This is a genomic window from Verminephrobacter eiseniae EF01-2, from assembly GCF_000015565.1.
GTDB lineage: Bacteria > Pseudomonadota > Gammaproteobacteria > Burkholderiales > Burkholderiaceae_C > Acidovorax > Acidovorax eiseniae.
Genome location: NC_008786.1, coordinates 4,904,639 through 4,917,013, shown reverse-complemented (window position 1 = coordinate 4,917,013; position 12,375 = coordinate 4,904,639). Strand labels below are relative to the sequence as shown.

Here is a 12,375-nt window from a genome sequence, read left to right as displayed (position 1 = left end):
CACTACAGCAATTCGATCTCCGGCAGGCTGGTAAAGCAGCTGTGCCGGGTGCTGTGCACAAAGTCCGCCAGCCAGCTCTGGCCTGATGTGGCGGCGCTGCAGGCCAGGTGCAACTCGCCGGTAAGCCTTGCGCTGCCCGTGGTCCTTATCGGTCTGGCGCTGACATAGCCGCGCTCCAGATAGCCTTGAACCGCCCACAGCGGCAGCGCGGCAATGCCGCGTCCGCTGGCCACCAGTTGCAGCATCGCAATGGTCAGTTCGGTGGTGCGCCGCTGTGCCGGCTGCACGCCCGCAGGCTGCAACACCTGGCGCACGATGTCCAGCATTTCGTCAGGCACCGGGTAGGTGATCAGGGTCTGATCGGCAAAGTGCTCTGCCGCGAGGTGGCTGTGCCTGGTCAGCGCATGGCCGTTGGCCAGCAGCGCCACGATCTCGAAGCGAAACAGCGCGTGGTAGTCCACCGTCTCGGCCGGGTCCCGTTCGGAGACGATCGCGACCTCGGCACGGCCTTGCAGCACCAGCGCAATCGGGTCGGCATGAAAGCCCGAGACGATGTCCAGTTCGACCTCGGGCCAGCGCTGGCGAAAAGCATCCATCGCCGGCATCAGCCAGTCAAAGCAGGTGTGGCATTCGACGACGATGCGCAACTGCCCCGACTTGCCCGAGGACAGCCGCGCCAGGTCGCGCTCGGCAGCCTCGACCAGGGGCAGCGCAGCGTCGGCCAGTTCGAGCAGGCGCAGGCCCGCATGGCTGAACTGCGGCGGCACGGACTTGCGCTCGAACAACGCGGCGCCGAAATGATCTTCCAGCAGCTTGATCTGGTGCGATAGCGCCGATTGCGTGAGGTTGAGCAGTTGCGCCGCGCGCACCAGGCTTCCCGTGGCGCGCAAAGCGGCCAGCGTGCGCAGATGGCGCATTTCCAGTACCGATAAAACCATGAATACTATTCAAGTTGAAAGGCAAAATATTTCGTTTGAATAATAACAGGGCAGCCGGGATCATCGGGCAATGACCTGCACACATATCCTTGGCTTTCCGCGCATCGGCGCGCGGCGCGAACTCAAGTTCGCTCTTGAAAAACACTGGCGCGGCGAGATCGATGCGTCTGCGCTGGAGGCCACGGGCGCAGACCTGCGCGCGCGCCATTGGCAGGCCCAGCGCGCGGCGGGCCTGGACTTCGTGACGGTGGGCGACTTTGCCTACTACGACCATGTGGCCAACCACATACAGCTTCTGGGCTGCGAGCCTGCGCGCTTCGGGTTCGAGGCCGGCGCGGCGGAACTGTCGCGGTATTTCACGATGGCGCGCGGCGTTGCGGCACAGGCCGGCCAGGCCCATGGCGCCCATGGCGCCCATCGCGTGCACGGCGCCGAAGGCACGCGCGCCCTCGAAATGACCAAGTGGTTCGACACCAACTACCACTATCTCGTCCCCGAGTTCGACGCGGCGACGCAGTTTCACCTGAACTCCACGCGCCTGTTCGATGAAGTGGCGCAGGCCCTGGCCCTGGGCCACCCGGTCAAGGCCGTGTTGCTCGGGCCGCTGAGCTTCCTCTGGCTGGGCAAGGAAAAGCAGGCCGGCCGGGACCGGTTCACGCGGCTCGAAGCGCTGCTGCCCGTGTATGGGCAGGTGCTGGCCCGTCTGAAGGCGCAGGGCGTGGCCTGGGTGCAGATGGACGAGCCGGTGCTGGGCCTGGATCTGCCCGATGTCTGGCGCCATGCGTTCGAGCGCGCCTACTGGCAACTGGCCCGCAGCGCACCCCGGTTGATGCTGGCAACCTACTTTTCGCCGCTCGCCGAAAACCTGCGCATGGCGTGCCAATTGCCCGTCGCCGGACTGCATGTCGATGCGGTGCGCGCCCCGGAGGAACTACCGGGCGTCGTCGATTGGTTGCCGGCGCACAAAGTGCTGTCCGTCGGCATCGTCGATGGCCGCAACATCTGGCGCAACGACCTGGACGCGGCGCTCGAGCGCCTGCGGACGGTGCGCGACAAACACCAGGGCGAACTCTGGATAGCGCCGTCGTGCTCGCTGCTGCATGTGCCATCGAGCCTGGACGCAGAGCCGCAGTTGGACGCCGAGATCAAGTCCTGGCTCGCCTGCGCCAGCGAAAAACTCGACGAACTGCGCGTGCTGCGCGCGGCCCTGGACACCGGCGCCGCGTCGGTGCAGGCCGAACTGCGGGCCGCCCGCGCCGCGCTGGCAGCGCGCCGGGCCAGCCCCCGGGTGAACCGCGCGGATGTGGCCCTGCGCGTGGCCCGGACGGCGCGCGGCGATGACCAGCGCAGATCGCCCTTTGCCCGGCGGCAAGCCGTGCAGCGCGCCCGCCATGCGCTGCCGGCGCTGCCCACCACCACCATCGGCTCCTTCCCGCAAACCGCTGACATCCGTGCCGCGCGCGCGGCCTTCAAACGCGGCGACCTGGACATCGGCAGCTACCGCGCGAAGATGCGCGCGGCCATCGCCTTGGCCGTTCGCAAGCAGGAAGAACTGGGCATCGACGTATTGGTGCACGGCGAAGCCGAGCGCAACGACATGGTCGAGTACTTCGGCGAGCAACTCGATGGCTTCGCGTTCACGGCCAACGGCTGGGTTCAGTCTTACGGCTCACGCTGCGTCAAGCCGCCGGTGATCTACGGCGACGTGGCGCGGCCGGCGCCGATGACGCTCGAATGGACGAGCTACGCCCAAAGCCTGACCCAACGGCCGATGAAGGGCATGTTGACCGGCCCGAACACCCTTCTCCAATGGTCCTTCGTGCGCGACGACCAGCCGCGCAGCGTGACGGCAGAGCAGATTGCCTGGGCCATGCGCGACGAGGTGCTGGACCTGGAAGCGGCCGGCATCGGCATCATCCAGATCGACGAGCCGGCCCTGCGCGAGGGCCTGCCGCTGCGCCGCTCGGGCTGGAAGACCTACCTGGCCGGAGCGGCCCGCGCCTTCCGGATCAGCGCCAGCGGGGTCGGCGACCAGACGCAGATTCACACGCACATGTGCTACTGCGAGTTCAACGACATCCTGCCCGAGATCGCCGCGCTGGATGCCGACGTGATCACCATCGAAACCAGCCGCTCGGACATGGAACTGCTGCGCGGCTTCGGGGATTTCAAATACCCCAACGAGATCGGGCCGGGCGTCTACGACATCCATTCGCCGCGCGTGCCCGGCACCGACGAGATGCTGCGGCTGATGCGCAAGGCGGCTGCGGCAATACCGGTTCGGAACCTCTGGATCAACCCTGACTGCGGACTGAAAACCCGCACCTGGCCGGAGACCGAGGCGGCGTTGGCGCACATGGTCGCGGCGGCCCGCATCCTGCGTGCCGAAACGGCGCCCAAGGAGCCGGCGGACCGACGTGGAGACGGTCGAACCGGCTGAGCCTGTCGAGCCTGGCCGGGCAGCGGGTCATTCGGGCCAGCGACCATCGGGATGGAACCGGCAAAATGCGGCCTGCATGTGTCGGGCTGGCCGGTGCAGGCCCCGGAAGTCCCTGCCGGGGGCCGCATCTGCAACCGGCAATCAACGCCACCCGAACCGTCAGGCCCGTCATGAAAATCGCCACCTGGAATGTCAACTCCCTGTCCGTGCGCCTGCCCCAGGTGCTGGCCTGGCTGGCCGCCAACCCGGTGGACGCGCTGTGCTTGCAGGAGCTCAAGCTCAGCGACGACAAATTTCCGCACGCGGCGCTGCAAGCGGCCGGCTACGACGCGGTTGCGCTGGGCCAGAAAACCTACAACGGCGTCGCCATCCTGAGCCGCCACCGGCTGAACGCAGTGGTGCGCAACATCCCGGACTTCGGCGACGAGCAGGCCCGCGTCATCGCCGCCACGCTGGACAGCCCCCTGGGGCCATTGCGCCTGCTCAACGGCTATTTCGTGAACGGGCAGGAGCCAGGCTCGGAAAAATTCGCCTACAAACTGCGCTGGCTGCAAGCGCTGCAAGACATGGTGCGCGCCGAACTGGCCGCGCACCCGCGCCTGGTGCTGGCAGGCGACTTCAATGTCGCGCCGCAAGACCGCGACTCCTACGACCCCGAGGGCCTGCGCGAAACCATCCACCACACCAGCGCAGAGCGCGCGCATTTCCAGGCGCTGCTGGCGCTGGGGCTGGCGGACGCGTTCCGCATGTTCGAGCAGCCGGGAAAAAGCTACTCCTGGTGGGACTACCGCATGTTGGGATTTCAGAAAAACCGGGGGCTGCGCATCGACCACATCCTGGTCAGCGCAGCGCTACGCCCGGCCGTGAGCGCCTGCATGATCGACCGCGCCCCGCGCAAAAACCCGCAACCGAGCGACCACGCGCCGGTGGTGCTCACGGTGGGCTGATGGCCGGGTGCGCCGCCGGTAAATCACGGTCCATGCTGCGGTGTTCATGACCTCTGGCTGGCACCCGAGAAACCCTTTCCCTGGGAAAATCACCATGCCACATGTGAATATCAAGCATTTTCCCTTGCCATCGAGCGAACCAGGTAAGGTCACATCGACACGCACCATCACCGATGCCGTGCAACAAGCGTTCGGATGCAGCGAGGGCGCCATCTCCATCGCACTCGAAGCGGTGTCCCCGGACGTCCGGGATGAGCGAGTCCATCGCCCGGAGATCGATGGCCGCAGGCAACTGCTCTGCGAAATTCCGGACTACGACACCTTGAATCAGGAAGGCCGCGATCATGCGTGAGACCTGTACAGCCGCCGCGCCAAGCGCTGCCGCCGACCGGCTTCCAATGGGGGGCCTGTTGGCCCTCGCGATGACCGGCTTCATCGCGGTACTTACCGAAAACATGCCGGCCGGACTACTGCCAGAGATCAGTCGTGGGATGGGAGTGTCGGAGGCACTCGCCGGCCAATTGGTGACGCTCTACGCATTGGGGGCTGTGGTTGCGGCGATTCCCCTCATGGTGGCGACTCGCGGGTGGTCGCGAAGGTCGCTGCTGCTGCTGGCCATTGGCGGCTTCTTCGTTTTCAATACGGTGACGGCGTTGTCCGATCACTACGTCTTGACGCTGGCCGCACGTTTCGTCGCAGGTATCGCAGCAGGCCTGGCCTGGGGTCTGCTGGCAAGTTATGCGCGTCGCATGGTCAAGCACAGCTTGCAAGGACGTGCACTTGCCGTCGCGATGGTCGGGCCACCCTTGGCGCTCTGCCTCGGCGTGCCTTTGGGCACTTGGCTCGGGACCGTGATGCAGTGGCGGTTCATCTTCGGGATCATATCGGGGCTGGCACTGTTGCTGATGGTGTGGGTCGTGGCGGTGGTGCCGAACTACCCTGGGCAATCTGCCCAGCAGCGCCAATCCGTGCGGGCAATCTTTGTGACGCCGGGATTGCGTCCGATCCTGTTTACGATTCTCGCATGGGTGCTGGCGCACAATGTTCTGTACACCTACATCGCCCCGTTCCTTGCCAGCGTCGCAATGGGCGATCGTGTCGACATCGTGCTTCTGGTGTTTGGCATCTCGGCCATGCTTGGAATTTGGCTCATCGGGATGTTCATCGACCGCTATCTACGCGCTCTGGTCTTGCTCAGCATGGCCGCCTTCGTCGCATCGGGCATTGCGCTAGGGACATCCGATGCAAGCGCACCGCTCGTGTTTGTCGCAGTCGCCATGTGGGGAATGACACTCGGTGGCGCGTCTACCTTGCTGCAAACGGCGGTAGGCGATGTGGCGGGCGACGGTGCCGACGTAGCACAATCGATGCTGGTCACCGTGTGGAACCTGGCGGTGGCAGGCGGCGGCTTCGTTGGCGGTGTGCTGCTGGAAAGCGCAGGACCTCGAGCGCTCCCCTGGGTGCTTGCCGCGCTGGCGTTTGTCGGCTTCTTCGCCGTCTTGCAGGCACGAGCGCGCAGTTTTCGGCCCGGTAGACGCGCAGTGCAAATGGCTTTGGCGGACGGAACGCACCCATTCGATTCAGGGAATCTGAAATGAGTCCGGCGTCACAAAGAGCAAAGAGATCAAAGATTTCTGTCTACGGCACGCTTTCTCGCCCAGGCATTGCCCTGTCCGAATGAAGGTCGGAATCGTCGTACCCTCAACCAACATGTCGGCGCACCCCGGGATGGAGTCCATGCGGCCCCACGGGGTGACCCACCAGATAAGAAAGTGCCGCGCAGTCAGGCGATGGCGCAGGTGACAGAGGGTCAGTCGGAACCGTCGAGCGCTGCTGGAAGGTCGGGGATAGGAGTTCGGCCGATCGAGCGGCTGAAGCGGCGCATGCGGGAGGAGGGGGTTCAGGGCTTGCCGAGCAAGAGGCTAGTGTCGTGTCACCGATCAGATGTCGTAGGCTGCGCGCAGCCATCGGAGCGCAGCGCAAGGCGCATCGCGCAGCCCATACCGAGCTGTATTGGCAAGCGATGCAACGCCGCGATGCGCTTCGATGGCCAGCGCGGACCGACAGATGATCGGTGACGCGACACCAGGGCGGGCGTCGGCGAACATCAGGCGATGTGCTGGCGCAGGTCGTCGCCTCGATCGGGGAGCACTGCGCCGACTGGGGCGCCGATCGGCCGCTCAGTCTCCCCGACCCCTCAGCGCAGCGGCAAATGGCTGCTGTGCTTGACCTCTTCCATCACCGCATAAGTGCGCGTCTCGCGCACACCCGGCAGTTGCCAGAGCACCGCGCCGGCGAACAGGCGGTAGGCGTTCATGTCGGCAGAGCGGGTCTTGAGCAGGTAGTCGAACCCGCCCGCCACCATGTGGCATTCCATGATCTCGGGGTGCACCTGCACGGCGGCTTTGAACTGCTCGAACACATTCGGCGTGGTGCGGTCCAGCAGCACCTCGACGAACACCAGCATGCCCGCGCCCAGCATCGAGGGGTTCAGCCGCGCTGAATAGCCTTCGATGATGCCCGCGCGCGCCAGGCGCTGCACGCGCGCCAGCACGGCCGTGGGCGACAGGGCCACGGCCTCGGCCAGCTTGAGGTTGGCGATGCGGCCGTCTTCTTGCAGGATGGACAGGATCTTGCGGTCGATCCGGTCCAGGTCGGTGGGTTTGCTCATCGAAACTGGTGAATTTCTCTATGCGGCCGGTGATTTTCAGCCATTCATTCGGCGCAAGTCCAGGGATCATCGCATCGGGCTTACCGAAAGACCGCCATGCCGCCTGCTTTGCCTTCGACCGCTTTCGCCCCGCGCACAGCGCCGGACTGCCCGCTGCGCGCGGCCATCACCGCCGCCTGCCGGCTTGCGGAACCCGAGGCCCTGGCCCCGCTGCTGGCCCAGGCCCGCCTGCCCCCGGAGCAGGCGGCAGCGGCCGGGCAGTTGGCGCTGCGCATGGCGGGCACGCTGCGCCAGCGCAACAATGCCACGGGCCGCGCGGGCATCGTGCCGGGGCTGCTACAGGAGTTTGCGCTGTCTTCGCAGGAGGGGGTGGCGCTGATGTGTCTGGCCGAGGCGCTGCTGCGCATTCCCGACCGGGCCACGCGCGCGGCGCTGATCCGCGACAAGATCAGCCGCGGCCAATGGGATGCGCATCTGGGCCAAAGCCCGTCGTTGTTCGTCAACGCCGCCACCTGGGGTTTGCTGATCACCGGCCGGCTGGTGGCCATGCACAGCGAAGACAGTCTGGGCGCGGCGCTGGGCCGGCTGATCGCCAAGGGCGGCGAGCCGCTGATCCACAAGGGCGTGGACATGGCCATGCGCATGTTGGGCGAGCAGTTCGTCTGCGGCGAAACCATCGACGCGGCCCTGCACCAGGCCCGCGCGCTGCAGGCCCGGGGCTTTCGCCATTCCTTTGACATGCTGGGCGAGGCCGCGCTGACCGCCGCCGACGCCCGGCGCTACTACGCCCTGTATGAGCAGGCCATCCACGCCATCGGCAAAGCCTCCAACGGGCGCGGCATCTACGAAGGCCCGGGCATCTCGATCAAGCTCTCGGCGCTGCACCCGCGCTACAGCCGCGCGCAGTGGGGCCGCGTGATGGACGAGCTCTACCCGCTGGTGCTGCGCCTGGGCATGCTGGCCCGCGACTACGACATCGGCCTGAACATCGACGCCGAAGAGGCCGACCGGCTGGAGCTTTCGCTCGACCTGCTGGAGCGCCTGTGCGGCGAACCCGCGCTGGCCGGCTGGAACGGCATCGGCTTTGTCGTCCAGGCCTACCAAAAGCGCTGCCCGTTCGTCATCGATTGGCTGATCGCGCTGGCCCGCCGCACGCAGCGGCGCCTGATGGTGCGGCTGGTCAAAGGCGCTTACTGGGACAGCGAGATCAAGCGCGCCCAGGTCGATGGGCTGGCGGACTACCCGGTCTACACGCGCAAGGTGCACACCGACATCTCGTACCTCGCCTGCGCACGCCAACTGCTGGCCGCGCCCGAAGCCATCTACCCCCAGTACGCCACGCACAACGCCGAAACCCTGGCCAGCATCTACCAGTTGGCAGGCCACGGCGCCGGTGACGGCAGGGATGACGGCGCGGCGCAGTACGAATTCCAATGCCTGCACGGCATGGGCGAGCCTTTGTACGAGCAAGTGGTAGGCCCCGTCGCGGCCGGCAAGCTGGGCCGCCCGTGCCGCATCTACGCCCCGGTCGGCACCCATGAAACACTGCTCGCCTACTTGGTGCGCCGCCTGCTGGAAAACGGCGCCAACACCTCGTTCGTGAACCGCATTGCCGACCAGGGCATAGCCCTCGAAGACCTGGTGCGCAGCCCCGTGCAGCGGGTCGAGCAGGCCGCCCGCGAGCAAGGCATGGCCGGCCTGCCCCACCCCCGCATCGTGCTGCCGCAAGACCTGTACGGCGCGCAGCGCGCCAATTCGCTCGGGCTGGATCTGGCCGACGAAAACACCCTGGCCCGATTGGCCAGCGCGCTGCAAGCCAGCGCCAGCCAGACATGGAGCGCCGCTCCGATGCTGGCCACGGACCCCGCAGACCCCACGGCCGCAGCCGTGACCCCCTGCGGCGCGACCGCGCCCGTGTCCCACGGCGGTGCATCTGCGCCGGCAACGCCGTCCAGCGCGACCGCGCCGCTGGCGCCGGCAGGTGCCAGCGTGCGCAACCCCGCCGACCAGCGCGATGTGGTCGGCCAGGTGCAAGAGGCCAGCGCCGCCGCGACCGGGCAGGCCCTGCACTGCGCGCAGCAGGCCGCAGCCGCCTGGGCGGCCACGCCAGCGGCCGAGCGCGCCGCCCGGCTGCGGTGTGCCGCCGATCTGTTGCAGCAGCGCATGCCGCTGCTGCTCGGTCTGCTGGTGCGCGAGGCCGGCAAAAGTTGCCACAGCGCCATCGCCGAAGTGCGCGAGGCCGTGGACTTTCTGCGCTACTACGCAGCGCAGGTCGAGGCCTGGTTCGACGACGCCACGCACCTGCCGCTCGGCCCGGTGGTCTGCATCAGCCCCTGGAACTTCCCGCTGGCCATCTTCACCGGCCAGGTGGCCGCCGCGCTGGCCGCAGGCAACCCGGTGCTGGCCAAGCCTGCCGAACAGACGCCGCTGATCGCCGCCGAAGCCGTGCGCATTCTGTGGCAGGCCGGCATACCACGCGGCGCGGTGCAGCTACTGCCCGGCCCGGGCGACACCGTAGGCGCCCGCCTGGTGGCCGACGCGCGCGTGCAGGGCGTGATGTTCACCGGCTCCACCGAGGTGGCGCGCACACTGCAACGCCAGTTGGCCGGGCGGCTCGATGCCACAGGCCGCCCGGTGACGCTGATTGCCGAGACCGGCGGGCAGAACGCGATGATCGTCGACTCGTCGGCCCTGGTCGAGCAGGTGGTCGGCGATGTGCTGGTCTCGGCCTTCGACAGCGCCGGCCAGCGCTGCTCGGCGCTGCGCGTGCTGTGCGTGCAGCAAGAGGTCGCCGACCGCGTGCTGACGATGCTGCAAGGCGCGATGGACGAACTGTGCATCGGCAACCCCGGCGCATTGCAGGTGGATATGGGCCCGGTGATCGACGCGCAAGCCCGGGCCGGCATCCTGGCGCACATTCAGGCACTGCGGGCCAAGGGCCAGCGCGTGTTCCAGCCCGGCCGCAGCCCGGCCAACGACACCACCCATGGCCACTTCGTGCCGCCCACGCTGATCGAGATAAACCACATCGGCCAGTTGCAGGCGGAGGTCTTCGGCCCGGTGCTGCACCTGCTGCGCTACGCGCGCCAAGACCTGGAGCAACTGCTCGACCAAATCAACGCCACCGGCTATGGCCTGACCCTGGGCCTGCACAGCCGCATCGACGAGACCATGGCGCGCGTGCTCGAACGCAGCCATGCCGGCAACATCTACGTGAACCGCAACATGGTCGGCGCCGTGGTCGGCGTGCAGCCCTTTGGCGGCGAAGGCCTGTCCGGCACCGGCCCCAAGGCCGGCGGGCCGCTGTACCTGCTGCGGCTGCTGGCGCAGCACCCGGTTCAGGCGCCGGCCCGGATACTCGGCCCGGCCGACCACGGCGCGAGCGCCGACAGCGCCCGCCAGCGGCTGCTGGCGCCGCTGCGCCAGTTGGAGCGCTGGGCGCAGGCGCAAGGCCGCGACACGCTGGCCGACAGTTGCCGCCGCTTCGCAGAGCAAACCCCAAGCGGCAGCACCCGCACCCTGCCCGGCCCCACCGGTGAGCGCAACCTCTACACCCTGGTGCCGCGCCGCCATGTGCTGTGCCTGGCCCCGACCGACGAGGATTTGCTGACACAAACCGCCGCCGTGCTGGCCACCGGGGGCATGGCGCTGTGGCCAGGCAGCCAGCAGCGCAGCATCCATGGTTCCTTGCCCGCGCAGGTGCAGGCGCGCATCCAATGGGTGGACGAGGCGCTGGAGGACGACAGCATCGAACTGTCCGCCGTGCTGCACCATGGCGGCGTGGCTGCGGTCGCGGGGGCCGGGACAGCGCCGCACGCGGAATCTGAAGCATCGTTGCGCGCAGAATCTGAAACAGCGCTGCGCGCTGTGTGCGCAGCCCTGGCCCGGCGCTCCGGCCCCATCGTGGGCCTGACGGCGCTGCCTGCGGGCGCCACCGATGTGCCGCTGGAGCGCCTGCTGCTCGAACGCTCGGTGAGCGTGAACACCGCAGCCGCAGGCGGCAACGCCAGCCTGATGACGATGGGTTGAGGCGAGGCCCATCGATGCAACGCGCCCGCAGGCCCGCCAGGGCGCTCATTCCATTGCTGAACCATCCGTGCACTTCGTCGGCACCGCTCGCCGTGCATCTGTGCTGCCTGCGCTGCGCCTGCGCGTTCACGAACGATTGGGAAATGGAATCACTCGATGGCAGCGCCGGTGGCCCGCACCACGGCCTTCCACTTGGCATATTCCTTGTGCGTGAACTGCCCGAACTGCTCGGGCGAGCCGCCCACCGGGTCGGCGCCTTCGCGGATCATCTGTGCTTGCAGCGCCGGCAGCGTCTCGTTGACCGCCTGGTTCAGCGTGGCGATGACGGATTGCGGCGTGTCTTTGGGCGCGAACAGGCCAAACCATGAGCCGGCCTCGAAGCCGGGAAAGCCCTTCTCCGCCACGGTCGGCAGATCGGGCAGCGAACGCGAGCGCCTGGCGCTGGTGACCGCCAGCGCATTGAGTTTGCCCGCCCGGATATGCGCGATGACCGACGGTATCGTCGCGAACATGAACTGTATGCGCCCCGCGAGCAGGTCATTGAGCGCGTCCGCGCCCTTGTACGGCACATGCGTGGCCGGCGTGTCGATGCGCTCGGTCAGCATGAAGCCCGACAGGTGCGACGAGGTGCCCACGCCCGTGGAACCGTAGTTCAGTCGGCCCGGATTGGCCTTCAGGTAAGCGACGAAATCCCCTAGTGTCGCGTCACCGGTCAGATGTCGTAGGCTGCGCGCAGCCATCGGAGCGCAGCGCAAGGCGCATCGCGCAGCCAATACCAAGCGTATTGGCAAGCGATGCAACGCCGCGATGCGCTTCGATGGCCAGCGCGGACCGACAGATGATCGGTGACGCGACACTAGCGTGCTGGCCGGCAGCGACGGATGCAGCACCAGCACGTTCGGCACGTCGGCAATCTGCACCACGGGCACCAGGTCGGTCAGCGGATCATGGCCCAGCCTTTTGTAGAGCGTCTGGTTGATCGCGATCGGGCCCACCGAGCCGACCAGCAGCGTGTAGCCATCGGCCGGCGCCCGCACCACGTATTCGGTGCCGATGTTGCCGCCCGCGCCGGGGCGGCTTTCCACCACGAACGACTGCTTCAGGCGCTGGCTCAGTTGCTGGCTCACGCTGCGTGCCAAGGTGTCGGTGGTGCCGCCTGCGGTGAAGGCCACCACCAGATGCACCGGCCGGTTGGGGTAGCCGGGGTCTGCGCTGGCGCTGTGCGCCGGCGCCGCCAGCGCGAGGCCGGCGGCCAGCGCGAGGCCGATGCCCGGGCGCCGGGGCGATCGGCGGGGAAGTCCGTGCATGGCGTCTCTCCTGCGTGCTGCGTGCTGCGGTGTTGCGGTGCTG

9 protein-coding genes are annotated in these 12,375 nt (G+C 67.6%); 5 read left to right on the top strand and 4 right to left on the bottom strand.

Translation table 11 applies throughout. The features are described 5' to 3' along the window. Positions 1-2 precede the first annotated feature (2 nt). Positions 3-938, bottom strand: a complete 936-nt coding sequence (locus VEIS_RS21525) for a LysR family transcriptional regulator (protein WP_011812136.1) — start codon at positions 936-938, stop codon at positions 3-5. A 70-nt stretch (positions 939-1,008) separates the two neighbouring features. Here VEIS_RS21525 and metE point away from each other — a divergent pair, with 70 nt between their 5' ends. The 4 genes from metE to VEIS_RS21505 all read left to right on the top strand — a co-directional run bounded on the left by metE (position 1,009) and on the right by VEIS_RS21505 (position 5,923). Then, positions 1,009-3,378 carry a 5-methyltetrahydropteroyltriglutamate--homocysteine S-methyltransferase gene (gene metE, locus VEIS_RS21520; protein ID WP_011812135.1) on the top strand — a complete coding sequence of 790 codons (2,370 nt, stop codon included), beginning with the start codon at positions 1,009-1,011 and terminating at the stop codon, positions 3,376-3,378. Positions 3,379-3,548: 170 nt separating this feature from the next. Continuing rightward, complete coding sequence (locus VEIS_RS21515; RefSeq protein WP_011812134.1) at positions 3,549-4,325, top strand: exodeoxyribonuclease III; 777 nt, start codon at positions 3,549-3,551, stop codon at positions 4,323-4,325. 94 nt (positions 4,326-4,419) lie between these two features. Continuing rightward, positions 4,420-4,677, top strand: a complete 258-nt coding sequence (locus VEIS_RS21510; protein ID WP_049773992.1) for a tautomerase family protein — start codon at positions 4,420-4,422, stop codon at positions 4,675-4,677. Beyond that, on the top strand, positions 4,670-5,923 hold the full coding sequence (locus VEIS_RS21505) for an MFS transporter (protein WP_011812133.1): 1,254 nt from the start codon (positions 4,670-4,672) through the stop codon (positions 5,921-5,923). The genes VEIS_RS21510 and VEIS_RS21505 overlap by 8 nt, the downstream gene beginning before the upstream one ends. Before the next feature lie 335 nt (positions 5,924-6,258). Here the strand turns inward: VEIS_RS21505 and VEIS_RS27110 are convergent, their stop codons facing one another. Together VEIS_RS27110 and VEIS_RS21500 are read right to left on the bottom strand one after the other, a co-directional pair. Beyond that, positions 6,259-6,411 (bottom strand): hypothetical protein, encoded by a 153-nt coding sequence (locus VEIS_RS27110; RefSeq protein WP_157048456.1) that lies wholly within the window; start codon positions 6,409-6,411, stop codon positions 6,259-6,261. A 111-nt stretch (positions 6,412-6,522) separates the two neighbouring features. Continuing rightward, positions 6,523-6,996 carry an Lrp/AsnC ligand binding domain-containing protein gene (locus VEIS_RS21500; RefSeq protein WP_011812131.1) on the bottom strand — a complete coding sequence of 158 codons (474 nt, stop codon included), beginning with the start codon at positions 6,994-6,996 and terminating at the stop codon, positions 6,523-6,525. Positions 6,997-7,092: 96 nt separating this feature from the next. Between VEIS_RS21500 and putA the strand changes: the two genes are divergently transcribed. Continuing rightward, positions 7,093-11,025 carry a trifunctional transcriptional regulator/proline dehydrogenase/L-glutamate gamma-semialdehyde dehydrogenase gene (gene putA, locus VEIS_RS21495; RefSeq protein WP_011812130.1) on the top strand — a complete coding sequence of 1,311 codons (3,933 nt, stop codon included), beginning with the start codon at positions 7,093-7,095 and terminating at the stop codon, positions 11,023-11,025. A gap of 149 nt (positions 11,026-11,174) precedes the next feature. On the opposite strand, the gene VEIS_RS30845 is transcribed toward putA, so the two are convergent. Then, the gene (locus VEIS_RS30845) at positions 11,175-12,332 is read right to left on the bottom strand and encodes a Bug family tripartite tricarboxylate transporter substrate binding protein (protein ID WP_011812129.1); all 1,158 of its coding nucleotides are present in this window, start codon (positions 12,330-12,332) and stop codon (positions 11,175-11,177) included. Positions 12,333-12,375: the final 43 nt, after the last annotated feature.

Bases quoted from the DNA above. Each gene is read 5' to 3' on its own strand.
- VEIS_RS21525 (WP_011812136.1), bottom strand. From the start codon at position 938: ATGGTTTTATCGGTACTGGAAATGCGCCATCTGCGCACGCTGGCCGCT.
- putA (WP_011812130.1), top strand. From the start codon at position 7,093: ATGCCGCCTGCTTTGCCTTCGACCGCTTTCGCCCCGCGCACAGCGCCG.
- metE (WP_011812135.1), top strand. From the start codon at position 1,009: ATGACCTGCACACATATCCTTGGCTTTCCGCGCATCGGCGCGCGGCGC.
- VEIS_RS30845 (WP_011812129.1), bottom strand. From the start codon at position 12,332: ATGCACGGACTTCCCCGCCGATCGCCCCGGCGCCCGGGCATCGGCCTC.
- VEIS_RS21505 (WP_011812133.1), top strand. From the start codon at position 4,670: ATGCGTGAGACCTGTACAGCCGCCGCGCCAAGCGCTGCCGCCGACCGG.
- VEIS_RS21515 (WP_011812134.1), top strand. From the start codon at position 3,549: ATGAAAATCGCCACCTGGAATGTCAACTCCCTGTCCGTGCGCCTGCCC.
- VEIS_RS21500 (WP_011812131.1), bottom strand. From the start codon at position 6,996: ATGAGCAAACCCACCGACCTGGACCGGATCGACCGCAAGATCCTGTCC.
- VEIS_RS21510 (WP_049773992.1), top strand. From the start codon at position 4,420: ATGCCACATGTGAATATCAAGCATTTTCCCTTGCCATCGAGCGAACCA.